At 45.7% G+C, this 18,425-nt stretch carries 13 protein-coding genes and 1 other RNA gene; 7 read left to right on the forward strand and 7 right to left on the reverse strand.

The window, feature by feature from the left end:
* Nucleotides 1-39 precede the first annotated feature (39 nt).
* Nucleotides 40-618: a nucleotide exchange factor GrpE gene (gene grpE, locus VH86_RS21010; protein ID WP_038645340.1), complete on the reverse strand. Its 579-nt coding sequence runs from the start codon at nucleotides 616-618 to the stop codon at nucleotides 40-42.
* A 122-nt stretch (nucleotides 619-740) separates the two neighbouring features.
* Between grpE and nadK the strand changes: the two genes are divergently transcribed.
* The 3 genes from nadK (at nucleotide 741) to bamE (ending at nucleotide 3,898) form a co-directional block, all read left to right on the forward strand.
* Complete coding sequence (gene nadK, locus VH86_RS21015) at nucleotides 741-1,619, forward strand: NAD(+) kinase (RefSeq protein WP_034825588.1); 879 nt, start codon at nucleotides 741-743, stop codon at nucleotides 1,617-1,619.
* A gap of 85 nt (nucleotides 1,620-1,704) precedes the next feature.
* Nucleotides 1,705-3,366: a DNA repair protein RecN gene (gene recN, locus VH86_RS21020; RefSeq protein ID WP_045833997.1), complete on the forward strand. Its 1,662-nt coding sequence runs from the start codon at nucleotides 1,705-1,707 to the stop codon at nucleotides 3,364-3,366.
* Nucleotides 3,367-3,550: 184 nt separating this feature from the next.
* Nucleotides 3,551-3,898 carry an outer membrane protein assembly factor BamE gene (gene bamE, locus VH86_RS21025; RefSeq protein ID WP_045833998.1) on the forward strand — a complete coding sequence of 116 codons (348 nt, stop codon included), beginning with the start codon at nucleotides 3,551-3,553 and terminating at the stop codon, nucleotides 3,896-3,898.
* 53 nt (nucleotides 3,899-3,951) lie between these two features.
* Here the strand turns inward: bamE and VH86_RS21030 are convergent, their stop codons facing one another.
* Together VH86_RS21030 and VH86_RS21035 are read right to left on the reverse strand one after the other, a co-directional pair.
* Nucleotides 3,952-4,242, reverse strand: coding sequence for an RnfH family protein (locus tag VH86_RS21030; protein WP_038645335.1), 291 nt, complete (start codon nucleotides 4,240-4,242; stop codon nucleotides 3,952-3,954).
* Nucleotides 4,235-4,669, reverse strand: a complete 435-nt coding sequence (locus tag VH86_RS21035) for a type II toxin-antitoxin system RatA family toxin (protein ID WP_034825580.1) — start codon at nucleotides 4,667-4,669, stop codon at nucleotides 4,235-4,237. Before VH86_RS21035 ends, VH86_RS21030 begins: the two co-directional genes overlap by 8 nt.
* Nucleotides 4,670-4,827: 158 nt before the next feature.
* On the opposite strand from VH86_RS21035, the gene smpB reads away from it, so the two are divergent.
* From smpB to VH86_RS21050, 4 genes are all read left to right on the forward strand, one after another.
* The gene (gene smpB / locus VH86_RS21040) at nucleotides 4,828-5,310 is read left to right on the forward strand and encodes an SsrA-binding protein SmpB (RefSeq protein ID WP_034825578.1); all 483 of its coding nucleotides are present in this window, start codon (nucleotides 4,828-4,830) and stop codon (nucleotides 5,308-5,310) included.
* Nucleotides 5,311-5,354: 44 nt separating this feature from the next.
* Nucleotides 5,355-5,716, forward strand: a transfer-messenger RNA (tmRNA) gene (gene ssrA, locus VH86_RS25285).
* A 192-nt stretch (nucleotides 5,717-5,908) separates the two neighbouring features.
* Nucleotides 5,909-7,156: an integrase domain-containing protein gene (locus VH86_RS21045; RefSeq protein WP_045833999.1), complete on the forward strand. Its 1,248-nt coding sequence runs from the start codon at nucleotides 5,909-5,911 to the stop codon at nucleotides 7,154-7,156.
* Nucleotides 7,157-7,528: 372 nt separating this feature from the next.
* Complete coding sequence (locus tag VH86_RS21050) at nucleotides 7,529-8,419, forward strand: HEPN domain-containing protein (protein ID WP_045834000.1); 891 nt, start codon at nucleotides 7,529-7,531, stop codon at nucleotides 8,417-8,419.
* A gap of 497 nt (nucleotides 8,420-8,916) precedes the next feature.
* On the opposite strand, the gene VH86_RS21055 is transcribed toward VH86_RS21050, so the two are convergent.
* The 4 genes from VH86_RS21055 to VH86_RS21065 all read right to left on the reverse strand — a co-directional run bounded on the left by VH86_RS21055 (nucleotide 8,917) and on the right by VH86_RS21065 (nucleotide 18,414).
* Entirely contained in the window at nucleotides 8,917-9,660 is a 744-nt protein-coding gene (locus VH86_RS21055; RefSeq protein WP_045834001.1) for a hypothetical protein, read from the reverse strand.
* A gap of 302 nt (nucleotides 9,661-9,962) precedes the next feature.
* Nucleotides 9,963-10,274, reverse strand: a complete 312-nt coding sequence (locus VH86_RS21060; protein ID WP_045834002.1) for a hypothetical protein — start codon at nucleotides 10,272-10,274, stop codon at nucleotides 9,963-9,965.
* A 624-nt stretch (nucleotides 10,275-10,898) separates the two neighbouring features.
* Nucleotides 10,899-11,732, reverse strand: a complete 834-nt coding sequence (locus tag VH86_RS25290) for an HNH endonuclease signature motif containing protein (RefSeq protein WP_072050633.1) — start codon at nucleotides 11,730-11,732, stop codon at nucleotides 10,899-10,901.
* Nucleotides 11,733-12,573: 841 nt separating this feature from the next.
* Nucleotides 12,574-18,414, reverse strand: coding sequence for a DEAD/DEAH box helicase (locus tag VH86_RS21065; protein ID WP_045834003.1), 5,841 nt, complete (start codon nucleotides 18,412-18,414; stop codon nucleotides 12,574-12,576).
* Nucleotides 18,415-18,425: the final 11 nt, after the last annotated feature.

Genomic DNA, 18,425 nt, shown 5'->3' on the forward strand with positions numbered 1-18,425 from the left:
GGCCGCAATCAGCGGCCGTTTTTGTGTTCAGCAGGGTCATCAGCCTTTGGCTTTGGTTACTGCCACCATCGCTGGGCGCAACAGGCGACCATTGAGGGTATAACCACGCTGCATCACCATCAGTACATGGTTCGGTGCCATGTCTTCTGATTCAATCATCGACATCGCCTGATGCACATCCGGGTTGAACGGCACGTTGGTTTCACCGACCACTTCAACACCATACTTACGCACGGCACCCAGCAGGGATTTCAGCGTCAGTTCGATGCCTTCAATCATCGAAGCCAGTTCGGTGTTCTCTTTATCAGCCACTTCCAGCGCGCGCTCGAGGCTATCAATCACCGGCAGCAGTTCGTTGGCAAATTTTTCCAGCGCAAACTTGTGCGCTTTTTCCACATCCATTTCGGTACGGCGACGGATGTTTTCAATCTCCGCCTGAGCGCGCAGCTGTGCTTCACGCACGCCGCCTTGCGACTGGGCTAATTCCGCTTCCAGTTGCGCGATACGCTCATCACGCGGATCCACCTCAGTTGCCGTCTCTGCGTCCACGTGCTGCTGATCCTGTTGAATTTCGTCTGAGACTTGCTCGTTAGGGGTGTTCTGTTCTTTACTACTCATGAATTTCTCCGCGTTTTGCACATTCATCTCGCTGGTTGGCTTATTATGGGGATCAGTTTGACGGTTTCAAGTGAACCCATCACATTGCCTGGCCGTTTTGGCTTATGAGGAACACGCGCTAAATGAACAAACACTTTAACTGCATTGGGATTGTCGGCCATCCGCGCCATCCTACTGCGTTAACCACCCATGAAATGCTCTGGCGCTGGCTGACAGCAAAAGGCTATGAGGTGATCGTCGAGCAGCAGATTGCGCGCGAACTGAACTTGAAAGATGTGGAAACCGGCAGCCTGGCGGAAATCGGCCAACGTGCCGATTTAGCCGTGGTAGTGGGCGGTGACGGCAATATGCTGGGCGCCGCGCGCGTGCTGGCACGTTATGACATCAAAGTGATTGGGATTAACCGCGGTAATCTCGGTTTTCTCACCGATCTCGATCCCGATAACGCACAGCAACAGCTGGATGATGTGCTGCAGGGCGAATACTTTGTTGAAAGCCGTTTCCTGCTGGAGGCGCAGGTGTGCAAAGAAGCGTGCTCGCCAAGGATTGGAAGCGCCATCAATGAAGTGGTACTGCACCCGGGCAAAGTCGCCCACATGATTGAATTTGAAGTGTATATCGATGAGGTTTTTGCCTTTTCCCAGCGTTCGGATGGGTTAATCATCTCCACGCCTACCGGCTCAACCGCCTATTCCCTCTCTGCGGGTGGCCCGATACTGACGCCATCGCTGGATGCCATCGCCATTGTGCCCATGTTCCCGCACACACTTTCCGCACGTCCGCTGGTAATCAACAGCAGCAGCACCATTCGTCTGCGTTTTTCATCGTTGCGCAGCGATCTGGAAATCAGCTGCGATAGCCAGATTGCGCTGCCTATCCAGGAAGGGGAAGATGTGTTGATTCGCCGCAGCGCGCATCATCTCAACCTAATCCATCCTAAAAATTACAATTATTTTAATACCTTAAGCTCGAAACTCGGCTGGTCAAAAAAATTGTTCTGAAAATCACCGCCAGCCACTTTACTGTATAAAAAACCAGTTTATACTGTATGAAAAACCATATCTGTTTTTACATACAGGTGATTTCATGCTGGCACAACTGACCATCAGTAACTTTGCTATCGTTCGTGAACTGGAGATCGACTTTCATCGTGGGATGACAGCGATCACGGGGGAAACCGGCGCAGGTAAATCCATCGCAATTGATGCGCTGGGCCTGTGCCTGGGCGGCCGCTCTGAAGCAGATATGGTGCGTCAGGGGGCCAGTCGTGCCGATATCTGCGCGCGTTTCCAGCTCAAAGCTTCACCTTCCGCCCAGCGCTGGCTGGTGGAGAATCAGCTCGATGAAGGCAACGAATGCCTGCTGCGCCGCGTGATCAGCGCCGATGGCCGTTCCCGTGGCTTCATCAATGGCACTTCGGTGCCGCTGTCACAACTGCGTGAGCTGGGTCAGCTGCTGATTCAAATCCACGGCCAGCATGCCCATCAGCTGCTGCTTAAGCCGGATCACCAAAAACATCTGCTGGATGCTTACGCGGCCCATGATGACCTGCTTGATGAGATGCGTCAGCACTACCAGCGCTGGCATCAAAGCTGTCGTGCGCTGGCTCAGCATCAACAGCTGTCGCAGGAGCGTGAAGCACGCCGTGAACTGCTGCAATATCAGCTGAAAGAACTTAATGAATTTGCCCCGCAGCCGGGCGAATTTGAGCAGATTGATGAAGAGTACAAACGCCTCGCCAACAGCGGACAACTGCTCTCTACCAGTCAGCAGGCACTGCAAATTCTCGCCGATAGCGATGACACCAACCTGCAAAGCTTGCTGTATAGCGCGCGCAATATGCTGGGCGAACTCGTGTCGCTGGATGACAAAGTTAGCGGCGTGTTCAATTTGCTGGAAGAGGCAGCGATTCAACTGAGCGAAGCCAGCGATGAGCTGCGCCACTATTGCGAACGTCTGGATCTCGATCCCAATCGTCTGCATGAACTGGAACAACGTCTGTCACGCCAGATTGCCCTCTCTCGTAAACATCATGTGTCGCCAGAGACGTTGCCGGTGCTATATCAGCAGTTGCTGGACGAAGCAGAACAGCTCTCACAACAAGAGAGCGATCAGGAAACGTTGCAAAACGAAGTCGGTTCACACCATCTGGCGGCCGTCGCCTGCGCGGAAAAACTGCATCAACTGCGTCAGCAGGCTGCGCATGAACTCAGCCAGCAGATCACCCAAAGCATGCGTACCCTGTCTATGCCGCACGGTCAGTTTGCGATTGAGCTGGAGTTCAAAGCCGATCAACTCACGGCGGATGGCGCCACACGCATCGATTTCCGTGTGACCACTAACCCTGGTCAGCCGTTACAACCGCTGGGCAAAGTGGCCTCGGGTGGTGAGCTTTCGCGTATTGCGCTGGCGATTCAGGTAATCACCGCTCAGAAAATGGAAACGCCGGCCATGATCTTTGATGAAGTGGATGTCGGTATCAGCGGCCCAACCGCAGCGGTCGTCGGTCAGATGCTGCGCCAACTTGGTGAATCCACGCAGGTGATGTGTGTGACGCACTTGCCACAGGTTGCCGGTTGCGGACATCAGCACTTCTACGTCAGCAAAGAGACCGATGGCGAGATGACCGAAACCCATATGCAGCCGCTGGATAAACGAGCCCGCCTGCAGGAACTGGCTCGTTTGTTAGGCGGTAGCGAAGTCACGCGCAATACGCTGGCCAATGCAAAAGAACTTTTAGCAGCCTGATTTCGCACTTTTTTCTGGCCCGGTGGTCATATGCTTGCTCTGTAGAGGTTTCCAATAGGACAAAGGTTTATTATTATCGGCAGTTATATCGCCATAATAAAGCCTGCCGTAAGCAGAGTTCAGAATTTGATGGCAACAAAACAGCCTGACAAAAGGCGTTTGGCCCCAGAAAAGGAATGTATAGATGCGCTGTAAAACGCTGACTGCCGCGGCAGTGGTAATGTTGATGATGACCGCCGGATGTTCCACCCTTGAGCGCGTTGTATATCGTCCGGATATCAATCAGGGCAATTACCTGGTCGCCAACGATGTTTCGAAGATTCACACCGGCATGACGCAGCAGCAGGTTGCCTACACTCTCGGCACACCGATGATGCACGATCCGTTTGGCAGCAATGTCTGGTATTACGTGTTCCGTCAGGAACCGGGCCATGAAGGCGTGAAGCAGCAAACCCTGACGCTGACCTTTGACAGCAACGGTACGCTGACCAACATTGATAACAAACCGAAACTCACTGGCAGTGAAGACTAAGTGAACGGCAACAAAAAAGGCGCTTAAGCGCCTTTTTTGTGTCTGTCATTCCGCTACTTGTTGCTCGCCGAACGTTCTGCTCGCTGGCGACGCATCTCTTTGGGATCCGCAATCAGTGGACGATAAATCTCCACGCGGTCACCATCCTGAACGCCATCACCTAGCTTCACCGGCCGGCTAAAAATGCCCACCTTATTGCTTGCCAGATCGATGTCTTTGCGCAGTGATAACAAGCCCGAGGCTTTAATCGCCTGCTCGACGGTCGCGCCCTCTTCCAGCGTTACCGAACGCAGGTACTGCTTGTTGGGCAGCGCATAAACTACCTCAACGGTGATATCAGGCACGGTAAACCTCTTTCGCGCGCTGACTGAACGCTTGCACCATACTGTTGGCCAGTTCTTTGAAAATACGACCGAACGCCATCTCCACCAACATATTGGTGAATTCGAAGTCGAGGCTCAGCTCAACTTTGCAGGCATCATCACCTAAAGACGTGAAGTGCCACCCACCGGTCAGCTTACGAAAAGGGCCATCAACCAGCTGCATTAAAATGCTCTGATTGCTGATCAACGTGTTGCGGGTAGTAAAGGTTTTACTGATGCCTGCTTTAGAGACATCTACCGCTGCCGTCATCTGATTTCCGCTATTATCCAATACGCGGCTGCCGGTGCAGCCCGGAAGAAACTGGGGATAAGCGTCCACATCATTCACGAGCTGGTACATCTGCTCAGCGCTATAGGGGACCAACGCCGAACGGCTAATCTGGGCCATAATGGTTCCTGTTCATCACAAAACCGTAGAATAATACCATTTTCGGACACCAAACAAAATTCACGGGTTTGCCAGCTGTGCTAAAATAGAGTGTTTTTTACCGCCCCCAGGACAGGGGGATGCGCCCACAGACTGAGTGATGTAGACTACGCCGCACTATGACAAAGAAAAAAGCTCACAAACCCGGTTCAGCCACTATTGCCCTCAACAAACGCGCTCGCCACGAATACTTCATTGAAGAAGAGTTCGAGGCAGGGATGTCGCTACAGGGATGGGAAGTTAAATCACTCCGCGCCGGTAAAGCCAACATCAGCGACAGCTACATTTTGCTGCGCGATGGCGAAGCCTATCTGTTCGGTTCCACCTTCCAGCCGCTGGCGGTTGCCTCTACGCACGTGGTGTGTGACCCCACGCGTAGCCGCAAGCTGTTGCTGAAACAGCGCGAACTCGATTCGCTTTACGGTCGCGTTAATCGTGAAGGTTTCACCGTGGTTGCACTGTCGATGTACTGGAAAAACGCCTGGGCCAAGCTGAAGATCGGCGTGGCGCGCGGTAAGAAAGAACACGACAAGCGTAACGATGTGAAAGATCGCGAATGGCAGATGGATAAAGCACGTATTATGAAGAATTCAAAGCGTTAAGCACTGGATTCAACCGTCACTTTTCTGTAGTATAAGAAGTTCTTGGGGCTGATTCTGGACTCGACGGGATTGTGAAGCCTTAGGTGCATGTCGAGGGGCGGTTTGCCTCGTTAAAAGCCGCAAAAAAATAGTCGCAAACGACGAAAACTACGCTTTAGCAGCTTAATAACCTGCCAAGAGCCCTCTCTCCCTAGCTTCCGCTCTTAAGACGGGGATCAAGAGAGGTCAAACCCAAAAGAGATCGTGTGGATGCCTTGCCTGGGGTTGAAGCACTAAATCTAATCAGGCTAGTTTGTCAGTGGCGTGTCTGTCCGCAGCTGGCCGGCGAATGTAAAGACTGACTAAGCATGTAGTACCGACGGTGTAGTAATTTCGGACGCGGGTTCAACTCCCGCCAGCTCCACCAAAATTCTCCATCGGTGATTACCAGAGTCATCCGATGAAGCCCTAAGAGCCCGCATGGCGCAAGCACTGCGGGCTTTTTTGTGCCCTCAATTTATCCCGCAAAGTCCGAACTCAACTAATTAAATCCGAACCTTTTAGGCACCTCATAAAGCTTTATCGTTTTTGAGGTGCCTAAAACTATGGAAACCCGGCTATGGCAAGACAAACCAAACCTCTCTCCGTTAAGGAAATCGAGTCTGCCAAACCCAAGGAAGCGGACTATGTGCTCTATGATGGCGATGGCCTTGAGCTACTGACCAAATCCAGCGGAAGTAAAATCTGGCAGTTTCGCTACATTCGCCCTGTCACCAAAAAGAGAGCGAAAAAGAGCATTGGCTCCTACCCGTCAGTTACGCTTGCCGATGCTCGAAGCTATCGGGCAGAGTCTCGCTCACTCCTGGCGAAACAAATCGATCACCAGGAACATCAGCAAGAACAACTGCGCAGTTCGCTTGAAGCCAAAACTAATACTTTCCAACTCGTGGCTGAACGTTGGTGGAATGTGAAGAAAGCCAGTGTGACCGAGGACTATGCAGAGGACATTTGGCGATCTTTGGAAAGAGATATCTTCCCTGCAATTGGTGACGTCAGCGTTACAGATATTAAAGCTCATACTTTGGTTCAGGCCGTGCAACCGGTTCAGGCCAGAGGAGCGCTGGAGACCGTTCGTCGCCTGTGCCAGCGCATAAATGAGGTCATGATCTATGCCCAAAACACGGGGCTGATTAATGCGGTTCCTAGTGTCAATATTGGCAAAGCATTCGAGAAGCCGCAGAAGAAAAACATGCCCAGCATTCGTCCCGATCAGTTGCCTCAGTTAATGCAGACGATGCGAACGGCCAGCATTAGCCTTTCAACACGATGTCTGTTCATGTGGCAACTTCTTACCGTTACCCGCCCTGCCGAAGCGGCTGAAGCCCGTTGGGAAGAGGTAGACATGGAAGCAAGAAAATGGAAGATCCCTGCATCACGCATGAAGATGAACCGTGATCATACTGTGCCATTGTCAGATGAAGCCATCGCTGTTCTGGAAATGATGAAACCGTTAAGTGGCAATCGGGAATTCATTTTTCCAAGTCGTTTGAAGTCTACTCAACCAATGAATAGCCAAACGGTAAATGCTTCGCTTAAGAGAGCGGGATTCGGCGGTATCCTTGTATCACATGGGTTGCGTTCAATTGCCAGCACTGCGCTCAATGAGCAAGGTTTCCCTCCTGATGTCATTGAGGCAGCGCTAGGACATGTCGATAAAAATGAGGTTCGTCGCGCATACAACCGAAGTGATTACCTTGAGCAGCGACGCCCGATGATGCAATGGTGGGCAAATTTTGTTACAGCGGCAGACCGCGGAAGTATTATTGAAGGCGGGCATAAAGGTATCAAATTAATTGCTATGGCCTAATTACATCGAGTCCAAATATTGGACACGATAGATATTCATCGGCTGCTAAGTGCCAAGAGCTGACGTTGTTAACATTGTGCCACGGTAATCTATGGGAGCGGATCACTTCAGGTACGGATGTTTTTATCACAAATTTTTGCTTGGTCAATCAGCCAAAGAGTTCGTAAGAAGCAATGCTGCTGAGTAGCGACTTCTTCTGTTCAGAACCACTTTCTTAATTAATCACTAGATAAATGCTAAAACCTATAGCCTTTTAGATATTTTACAGGTTGTCAATCACCAGAGCAAATGCAATGATATATAAGTTTACGTCTACTCTAAGCACCTCGTAAAACGTATGCATGGATAAACAACACAGCAAAAGGATTGGGTATGTTTTCATATGCTTTCGCAATCAAACTAACAGATAGAAATATAAATAAAGATAATACAAGCACATCGTTTAAGACTGGTAGCAATGTGATAAACATTACCAGAAAAGAGAATGATGTTATTTTGATATCATCAGATGGATATTCCTCTAGTGAGGATGCGCTAAAAGAAATGGTTAATACAATTATTAAAACAAAAATCATTTTGGTGACGCATAAAATATCACCTTTGGACTGGTTTTCATTTAACACCATGCAACGCCATATCACCGAACTAATTGGCAGTATCTTTGAACAACGGAATATTGTTCCAATCAGTTATAAACCTCAGTTTTATGAGACCAAGAGACTGATACACTGGCCGGGAGCTACTCCTGCCGTAGAGGAATTCGACCCTACGATACTTAACGCTTTATCTCTCCCAGACGAGGAGTTTAATTATGGCACTGGCCAGAACTTAGAAGCACTCAATGTGCTAAGTTTATGCCTGTCAGACCGCCATGCTAAATCCAAGCTAATCCTAGCAATGACTGCCATCGAGATACTTATTGATCGGCAGCCTATCGAAGCAGAAATGGCGGAAGCAATTCAGATGCTGAAGAAAAAAATAAATAAAGTCGATACAAAAAAAGATATAAAAGATCGTCTTTCTAATATATTAGGATCAGCTAAGACAGAAAGTATATCCAAAGCAGGAGAGCGCTTGGTTAAGGATCTTCTTGGTGATAGCAAGGCTAAAGAGTTTAAAGAACTTTATAAAATCAGGTCTGAACTTGTTCATGGGAATGCTCTACGTCTCAGTATTGACCTAAGCGGTCATGGGGATATTGAGAAATATGCGGAATCCGCATTTGGACTCGCTCTGGCACTTACACTTAAATATCAGAAGTAAATTCACGAAATGGATAATAAAGGCTCTTTTCCCAGTGTGGGCCTTAATAAATCTATTGTATACCTAAGAGTAGGAATGCACTTCAAAATAAGCGTGTAGATACAAATGTATATAACTCCCGCTGACCGTGGAAACCTTCTCGCGTTTTCGGTCAGCGTAGACCTAAGTTCACAGTGGTAATTAAGAAATTATCCCATCTAAATTTTTTGACCCTAGTTAGTATGTAAACTACTCGAGTGCAAAACATCATCCTCTTGATGTTCTTTTACTCAGAAAATAATTTATGATATTTGAACAAAAATCTCGCTTCGCCTTATTTTTCAATATGATGTAACAAATACTAATATTACGATCTAAGTATTTCTAACACGTCTAATGAGTTTATCGCTCCTTAGCTAAGTATATGCCCCAGTTATGATCAGCAACAATCACGAATTTCCACTCTTCGCTCACAGCGAGAAGCGGACATCGCTTTCATCATGCTAGGTGCGATTAGGTTATTTTCTTACATGCTCATGGAAGCACTTAATCACATGCTTTGTGTAATCATCTCTTATACCTCCCAGATAAGTATTAGAAAGACTGTTAATTAACATCTCTCTTTCGATGTCTGTGCTCATTTTCTTTTCCCCTTTAAAATCTTGTATTAAGGCAATAGTTAGAGAGTTATGAAAAAACACCTCCGATTTAAAACAGTTAATTCCCCGCAGCTGCATTAAATCAGCTGCTACATCTAAATCTCCATTTGCTTTTATTTCATTGAAGAATTCAACTGTTGCATTGATAACATTGAGAACTGATATTTTTTCTTGAGGAGAAAATAGATAACCACATGGGGAATATTTTGAAATGGTTGTTGATTTAATAAAGTGATAACCTTCACAACAAGCGAGGAAAACAACAAGTTCGTTCTTGCAAATTTCATTTAACCCTCTAAGCATATCCATTAATTCCTTCCATGGCATACGAGAGTTATCAGCAAACCCAATTTCCTTCGTGTTACCATGTGTTTCTATATCAACAATCGGTTTAAACCCCTGGTTATCCTGCATCAAAAATCTTATTTCCTCCATTAATTCTATGAACTCATCTTTAGATGCAACTGGAATATATTGTATTCCTGAATGATCAGGATGTGATTCTTTTAACACACTGGATAAAACCTCACCTGTTTTGTATTCATTTTCAGGTAGTGATTCAATAATAATAATACTGTTGTAAACCACACTCAACTTTGACACTTTTCTTTCCTTTTAAATTTTACAAAAAATTCTTTTAGAACAAAGATATTAACTCAAAAAAACACATAATAAGATGGGTTTCTGATGTAAAGGGATGGAGGCATCCTTAATTTAAACCTAGATAATATTGATAAAAAGAGCATGCGCTTTTAAATCAAAGCATAATGATCAACATGGGGCAGCCGTCTACTTATCACTCAAAGCTGCCTGTCAATTCTTTATCGCTTAAAAATAGGTTCAACATGGGATAATTTCGGTTTTCCAAGTGGCCCCAAAGAGAGGGACAAAGCCCCTCCTGATGTTTACAAAAATGAATGTACTGTGGACAACTGAAATAATTGCTCTTCAGAGACAAATTCAACTAAGACGTCTTCTGGGAGGTAATCACGTGAATTTGGTTCTACTTTCCATGCAGGAGTTCTGATGTCCCATCGAAGTTCGGTCTCATCCCAGTCAGCCAACACGCGGAGGTCCCAGTCAACAATGGTATAGTAGTAATCTACACCATAATTACCAACCCAGAACCGGGTTATCCAGAGACGACGATGCCCTAAAGCACGCAAAAAATTCACCGCACTTGCTGCGGTTCTAAAAGTTATTTTTTGATTTTTCATATGGTTATATCCTTATATTGATTACAGATTCACATTAGACATCCTGTCGTGATGTAAGCCACTTTAAGAGTGGTAAAGACAATGAAGCAAAAGTGCCAAGTCCGAACCGCCCCTAAGATGGCTTCTTATATTATAGCTCAAAAAAGCATTTTATCTCAGTTGGTTATTCGTTTTTTATTCTAATATCTGGTTATTAAACATTCGGGTAGTTCAAATTTCACAAATCAGTCTATCGACATAATTGAGGCATATATTAAAACCAGCTTTGTTGGTCAAAAATCCTTGTAAACATATTCTAGGATAGACAATCCTTATTCAAATACATTTTCTTTGCTGAGATTCAGCAGTTCGGCTTCTGCCGGAAGAGGGGAAAAAAATCCACGTGGATATACATCCCCACGCCAGTCACGCAGGCTAGGGGCACGGTATTTCTCAACGCATTGCGTGTATACATCGAACATATTGGTCAACTTATAGCTGTCAGATCTAACGACGTAAGCAGCATTCCCATTGTTATACTATGCGAACGACCGCTATTCGTTCCAGGCTAGGCATCCTCCCTGCATGCCCGCTGCATTCCAAAGTGTAAGTACACGGCAACGATTCACTTAGCAAAGTACGCAGTCATTTCTTTAATCTTTCTATATTAATATAGAGCGCTTCAATTAGTTTTTTTGCATTTTGACTGTAGTGTAATGCCCTATGGCAGTTAGGACAAAGTGCAACACAGTTGCTTGTGGTATCCGCTCCGGCTGATGAAAGAGGTACTACGTGATGTACTTCTAGATACGGACTGCCATCATTTAAATAAAACGGTGCCTTTTCACCACAGCTTTCACAAATGCCTTTACTTTGCTGCAAGATCCAAGCTTTTACGGCTGGATCTCTAGCATAGATCTTTTGAAGTCGCTCTATCGAGCTTGGTGATTTATATCCGTCTGGTTCAGTCAAAGGTTTCTTTATCAGTCGGCTAACCCTTGCGTTCAAAATTCTCTCATCATCTGTAGGTTGCAAGATATCTGATGATTCTCCATTTATTACATGGTCCCAAAAAATTTCACTATTGACTGTAGGAATACATATTATTATTCTCTTTGTCCTATTACCTGAAGGTACTTCTTTTCTGCCTGTACTACTGAAATGGGATTGATAACTACACATTTCCTGTCGAATATCTCTAGGGCTACTGCCAACTAAAGCGAAATATTCACCTGGATGGATTTTTCTTTCAGCTATGGACGGCATGTGTTTTCTGGCTGTCGATGAGGCAAGATAGACAATGACATTTTGCACACCGTAACTAATCAGCCGCTCAATAATACAATCGAGAGCTATATTGTAGTCTTTATTTCTGTGTGCTGGCCCCCAAGATTCAAGAATTAATCCATAAACCCCATCTTCTTCAACTACAGAGCACTCTGCATTTAGTTCAGTACCATCATTATCAAAAATTTGCATCGCATTTATCTTTTGAGATTTTATGTAAAATACTACTAGCTATCATTAGCAATATGAAGCATGAAGCATGAAGCATGAAGCATGAAGCATGAAGCATAAAACATTTATTAAAAATAATGTTATCCAGTTGCCATTCAATTGATAAGTAAGTATGCCCCCTACTTTCTTCAATAAGATACCCTAATGGATAACTTATATTGTAAGCCAACATTAGGGAACTGAAAAGATTTTTATGTAACTTTAATTACACTGTTCAAGACTACCTTCGACAGTAAACTTGTTAATTTGATAAATAAAAATAGCACATTAAAAAACATCTAACTAACCACTATTTTCAACTACCGAAAACAACACTCAAAGTAGCATTATCTCTAATTCAACACTTTTAAATGCTCTCGATACCCCTTAAATTCTTCAGCTGTTTTAATTTGTAGTTTTTAAAATATCAATATCATCGAAGCATTTTGTGTAGCTTTAATGAGTGCATAGAATATATTTCTTTGTGTTCTTTAACTGAAAAACCCCTTACTTAAATTTAGTATATCATCGATTTCTTCCCCCCCTGCTTAAATGGAACATACTAACAAAAAAGAACAAAGATCTTCACCTGTAATCTCTGAACTATAAAAGGGAAAATAACTTAATAGACCAAGCTTCAAACGACTCGCTCTGCATTGTTATATCTACCTTAAAATCTTGTTATCACATAGAGACACTCAGTCGAATAAACTTTGTAAATTAAAACCCGGTGATGCCATGTAATTATATAAATGCGCTTTCATATCGAAAGCGCATCCATTAAAACCTCATCAATCAAAACTATCAGCCCTATTGCTATATTTTAACTAGGCTTAAGGTTAGCAAGCGCACGCAATGGTCGTCTTTCCAGCTCGAATGTATCAATGAACTTAAGTGAAGATCTCCCATCAGCTAGGCCCATGGAATCAATCAGAGCATTTCGCTCAGGGTCCTTCGATTGCCATAGGGGATGTGTAACAACTGCACGCCAGAGTTCTTTTCCATCCTGAATTTCGATAAGAACAGGTAACGAATACTCTTTTAACAATTTGATTGTTGCTGGTCGAAGAGCCTCGACGTCTTCCGCTAACTGAAATGCTCTTTCTCGCCATCCTTTCATCTCCGGCTGGTTCCAGTCTGCGGCATTCAGACCACATGCGAATTCGGGCATAACCATCGCCCGTAAATAGGCCAAACCTAAACGCCAGTCGAGTAAACCGTGATACTGGCGATTACCATAGCGCTGTATGCACTTGTAACACGCAGTTTGGCACTGAATCGGGTGATCTTTGTTTAAAAAATCAACCATCGGCCATTTGTCATTCTCTTCGAGAATTTCATGTAATAGTTTGACTATCAGAGGAAAGCCGTTAGCAGTAGCTGGTTCGGCAAGCCGTCTGCATAGTCCTGAACCGTTGATTAACGCATCGGCGATTTGCAGTCTGGGTTTACCAAGATGCAGTCGGGGTTCAAGCATTTCAAATTCATCTGGCGAAACATCCAGATAGAGCGCTGCCTTATGCGTCAAGATCTGGGTCGCGCTAATAGCCGCAGCGCGCGAAGGTAAATTCATGTACTCGCCGTATCTGGCAACCATATCCATATTAAGGCGAGTATCGAATTTCGTTATTTCAAGATGAAGAGACTCTGTCTCTTTGCTTGATACAAGCCCAAAACTTTTTTCCTCGCCACGAAGCTGCCAGCGTGGGTTAGCGTGCGATTTTAGCCAGTCTGAATCGATAGCCTGCTCGCCTTTAACTGACGGGCAATAAGTAGAAAATGGCATTGGCGCTTTTTGATCGTTCACCAAGTCAACATTAAATCGTTCGCCTTCCTTTTCTCCGCTAATGGGACCATCATTGAGGCGTAGAATGGTTACTTCACCTCGTTGTACCGTGAAGGAACCGCATTTTGTTGGAACGCCTTCATGCAACACTGTTGCTGTGGTTTTCAACGACATGCGGATAAAATTATCTATATCGTCTTTAGGTTTGAAATCCGTACGAAAAGCGGCTGGTGTGATATAAAGTCTGAATTCGTTAGGGCTAATCGGCGTGCAGCAATCCTCGCAATTAATGTCGTTGTCAGGTTTATCTAGTTCTAGTTTGGCGGAACCACATGCCGGGCAAATTGCTACATGGCTGCATGACTCCTGCCACGAGCCTACCGTCGAGAGATCAGATATTCGGTTGTTCTGTACCTGAGGTTCTTGGTAATTACCTGTGAAGCCTATTACCTCATGCTTTTTCTTATCCTTAATCAGTACCGAGCCTGGAGCATACTCGAAAACTGCGAGATCAAGATCGCGATCCATCGTCGACCACTCGTATTCTTCTTGAGCGTTTATCCCTTTTGTTTTACGCAATCCCAAATAAAGGTTGCGCACCCGAGTCGGCATTCCATACATCGGCAGTTTTCCGTGCTCGGCCAGGAAACGTGCAAGTCCCATATCTTCGCTAGGGACATAGTCGTTCAGTTCAGCAATTTCATTAATTATTCTTTCCGCATCTAATGCGGAATAAAGGCGTTGTCTTTGCTTTGGATCGAACGTTGCTGCTATAACAAAGCGATCATGTATATTCTGAGTTGCTTTCAATGCTCCCAGCAACCGCTCAGCCCAATTAGTTTCATCGCTATGATAGTAATCATGCGTAGAAATATATTCGCCATGAATATCAGGCGGAACGAGTTTATCTCCAGGGAAAGCTATTCCCTTTTTATGATCCTCTTCACGTAAAAGATTAAATGCAGCTCTAAGCCATACTTTCCGCATAAGTCTTAATGGAATGGCATCGTGATCTACTGCCAAAAAAGGCGGCGGTGGTGGATCTCCGGTGATCGCATGAGGATGAGCGAAATAGTAAGCATCATGAGTTCGTCCGCGGCAAAATGTGATAACGAAAGAAAAAGCCTGACCACGTCGCCCAGCGCGGCCGACGCGCTGCTGGTAGTTAAACCGCTGAGGAGGCATGTTGGCTTGATAAACCGACTGAAGTGAACCGATATCAATTCCAACTTCCATTGTCGTGGTAACGGCAAGCATATCGATTTCCGCATCTAATTTTTCGAGTTCACTCATTTCATCAACAAAAATGCCTTTAAATTTACGTAGGCGATCGGAGAAATCATCTGTCTGCCCCGTCAATTCCTCGACGTTCAGCCTGAAACGTTTAACTCCGTCTTGCTCTCCACGAACAATGCGTTTACCAAGAAAATTTTCCTTCCATAGCTTTTCGACAACTCCGCTGGGTTTAACTTCAAGTGGGGTTAAGCAGCGAGTACAATTCTTGAACCCTAAATGTAAGTGAATTCGCCCACATTTCCTGCATTGCCAATAACTATCGCCTGGCTTACTAATTTTGAGGAACAATTTACCGATCTTAATTCGCCCAGCCTTATGCTCAAGCTGAGAGAATTGATTTAAAATACGTGTCAAACCTTCTTGATACCCTCTATCACCGAATAATACTCTGGCAACGCGCTTAACTTTCTCTTTTTCAACATGACTGCCTTCATACCAATCACGGGTACGTGTAGAGTCAAAATATTTATTATCTGTAACTCGATACGCCCCTGAAAACACCCTTAACCATGCATCTAACTCTGGTAAGTCATCTTTATTTGATATACATGGATATGCCAGGCCTGTTTCCTCAAGCGCGAAGAAGGTATTAGCAAAAATGACATCATCTATCAGTTCAAATTGATCGCCGGCGACTTTTGTTTTTATCTTCATTTTTTCATGAGAAGATAGTCCATCGCTATATTTAACAACCGTATCTTCTTTAGTAAAATTAGCATGCCAAACATTGCTATCCTCATCATCTGAACTGGAACGATACTTATATGGTGATATTCCCAAGCCAACCAGCTCAGATGTAATTCTTCCGATTGAATCACCTTCAGACTCTAATAGCCTATCTATTTTTATGCGTTTATACTTACAAAGATTAGCAATGCCCTCTTGATGTTTTTTTAAAGCATATAGTCGGCCGTACTCATTATCATCATTAGCCAGCATGGCTTTGGTCATCTGATCTTTAAGAATATCTTCTGATATATAATTGTTTTCTGCTTCTTTAAGCATAGTTCTGGCTGCTGCGACCAATATTTCCCTGCGTAGATCGCGCAAGTGCAATCGTTCAATTTCTAGCGCCATAGATGCCGCATCCTGCCGACTATCTGAAAAAACAATACTCTTTGCTTCCGCACCGATCGCATGTAGCAATTCAAATAATTCTGTCGCCACAAGCTGGGATGACTTGGTCACACCAGTACGAAACGCGCGAATGGGCGTTCTGGTACGATTGCTGGCAGGCCGGCTGGAGTAGTCAATGCCACAGTTAGGACAGCAGAAAGGCTGCGCGGATGGTCTCTTTGTCGGCTCGCCTTTTTTACCCGGAATTGTTTTTTGGAAATAAAGATATCCGTGAACCGCGTCAGTATTTGTCGGAAATATTTCCTGCCCGATCGTCACAATGCCTGTAACTGGATTGAGCACCGCCTTATCCCAGACATCCCAACCTTTTTCGCAGCCTACCGGGCTTGAATGAGTAGTATCGACAGGCCAGAAAACCGCAAATTCATCCAACGTCATATCGTCGTAATATTCAGCGCCGGGGCGTTCTGGAAGATTTTCTAGATTGGTCGCCGAAGGTAATAATTCGATTGTCTTACCGCCCTTCTGTCCCTTCTGACCGCCGATCAGTAATTCTCCGCATGCCTCGCAGTACAACATCTCGAATAAACGGCGACCTCGTTTCTCCCCTAGGCCTGCTGGAGCGTGAGACAAGCCACGCTCCAAACAAAAATCGGAGAATTTCGCCTTTTGCTCTCCCGGCAATACGGAGGCGAAGAAACCCTCAATATTTCTGACGAATGTATGCACGCGAAAAGCTGGTGTGACGTTGGCGGGTTTATCGCAATCTATCTCAGATTCTGGCAGCGCACGCACCAGCATTAATCCGCGTAATGCTAATTCCAATTCATCTTGATTACTTGGGTCTTCCTTCAGAAAAACCTTATCAATGATTATTCCCGGCGGCATCGCTCGCGGCAACTCGCTGCCATCTTCTATACAAGCATTGGTCAGCAACGCTGCTGCTTTCTCAGCTGCTTGTTTAATGCCTTGCATGCTATTTTGCGCTTTCACGTCTAGAGCCATGAAGACATTAGACAAAGCCTGACTAAGCGCGTCCGTCATTTTCAGATTGCGTACGACATTTTCCTGCCCCTCGAGGGCAACACGCATCAATGCGGCGAAAGGCCGCACAGCTATTTTTCCTTCTGGTTTCAATGGTACATAAGGTATTCCCTTAATGACGCAGTTACGCCAGAAATCAGGATCATCACTACCGGGATCGAGAGAATCGCGGCAAGTACCGAAGGGCGAAAATAGATCGCGTAGGTATTTACGAGATTGCTCTCCATCCACGCCATCCATCGGCAGCGATGCTGAAGACGCGAGTAAACGCAGTTTGTAGCGATGTTTCGGGTCGTCAAGCCCGAGTCTTACAATTAGCGACTTAATCAACATCGCGGTTTCAGTTCCAGCAGAACCACGTAATAAATGCAACTCGTCAAATACCAGATAGAAGTATGCGTCGTTGTTATTAATTAACCATTCGCGAGTAGCATCAAATATACCGTCTTCGACTTCGCGCGAAAGCATTGCCCCGAGCATTGAGGCGTTAGTGACGAGGAGGTCAGGCGGAGCAGCCTGCATATCCCAGCGAGACATCATTTCCCCGCCGTCTGTCGAAGGAAATATATATCGAGTCTTTTCTGCAGTGTTTTCTTTTTCATCGAACGCACGTGCAGCCTGCTGATCGCTATCAATCCGTTTCAATGCCTTACGTAACTTTTCAAGATTACGAGCACGGCGACTTTTTTCCGATTTGACTCCGGAAAGACGTGGATGGCTGGCATAGCCTGTAATCGGTGTTGCGCTGGTATATTGCCCAAAGAATATCTTGTTTCCGGAGAAATGCTGCTCCATAACCCCACGCGCCCCTTCGGAATCCAGCGTTTTACGCAAACGCGCCATTTGATCTTCAACCAGAGCGTTCATCGGGTAAAGCACCATCGCCCTGAGGGCCGCCGGGCGTTGTTCTCCTTCTCGACGAGAAGTCCAGTTTGTTTTTTCGCCAGTCCACCACCGATTTTGCAGATAGCCTTCGCAAGGCGCGGCCCAGTTGACAGCCTCATTCGATAATGCAGCCAATATAGGCAACATAAAACTTTCGGTTTTTCCCGAACCTGTACCAGATGTCACGATGCCGGGTCTACCGGGAAGAATACCGCGCTCCAGCATTTGCGTCTGGTGGCTATACGGTGCATGGACTGAACGACGCGACCAGACTTCGTCACCTAGTTTCGAATCAAATAGACCGGATAACGCTAGTTCAACGAACGCCTTACGGCCTTTAGGAGACAAGCTATTGAGCGGTCCACCTTCCATCTCGGCCAGAGCTTCAAGCGTTTTATCAGAAGACTCATACCGCAAAACAGGTTCAATGTAAGGCTCCGCGGCAAATTCTCCGCTACTATTCAAAAGATTGCGTCTTGAGGCCGCGACTGAAGGATCGGCAATTCGAAAGCTAGTTTCTATATATGAAATGAAGAAGTCCTGAATACGGCGAAAACCGCCAATAGGGTCTAACATGATTTCCTTCT

Source organism: Pantoea sp. BL1, from assembly GCF_000963985.1.
Classification (GTDB): Bacteria; Pseudomonadota; Gammaproteobacteria; order Enterobacterales; family Enterobacteriaceae; genus Pantoea; species Pantoea rwandensis_B.

Bases quoted from the DNA above. Each gene is read 5' to 3' on its own strand.
- grpE (WP_038645340.1), bottom strand. From the start codon at position 618: ATGAGTAGTAAAGAACAGAACACCCCTAACGAGCAAGTCTCAGACGAA.
- nadK (WP_034825588.1), top strand. From the start codon at position 741: ATGAACAAACACTTTAACTGCATTGGGATTGTCGGCCATCCGCGCCAT.
- recN (WP_045833997.1), top strand. From the start codon at position 1,705: ATGCTGGCACAACTGACCATCAGTAACTTTGCTATCGTTCGTGAACTG.
- bamE (WP_045833998.1), top strand. From the start codon at position 3,551: ATGCGCTGTAAAACGCTGACTGCCGCGGCAGTGGTAATGTTGATGATG.
- VH86_RS21035 (WP_034825580.1), bottom strand. From the start codon at position 4,669: ATGGCCCAGATTAGCCGTTCGGCGTTGGTCCCCTATAGCGCTGAGCAG.
- smpB (WP_034825578.1), top strand. From the start codon at position 4,828: ATGACAAAGAAAAAAGCTCACAAACCCGGTTCAGCCACTATTGCCCTC.
- VH86_RS21045 (WP_045833999.1), top strand. From the start codon at position 5,909: ATGGCAAGACAAACCAAACCTCTCTCCGTTAAGGAAATCGAGTCTGCC.
- VH86_RS21050 (WP_045834000.1), top strand. From the start codon at position 7,529: ATGTTTTCATATGCTTTCGCAATCAAACTAACAGATAGAAATATAAAT.
- VH86_RS21060 (WP_045834002.1), bottom strand. From the start codon at position 10,274: ATGAAAAATCAAAAAATAACTTTTAGAACCGCAGCAAGTGCGGTGAAT.
- VH86_RS25290 (WP_072050633.1), bottom strand. From the start codon at position 11,732: ATGCAAATTTTTGATAATGATGGTACTGAACTAAATGCAGAGTGCTCT.
- VH86_RS21065 (WP_045834003.1), bottom strand. From the start codon at position 18,414: ATGTTAGACCCTATTGGCGGTTTTCGCCGTATTCAGGACTTCTTCATT.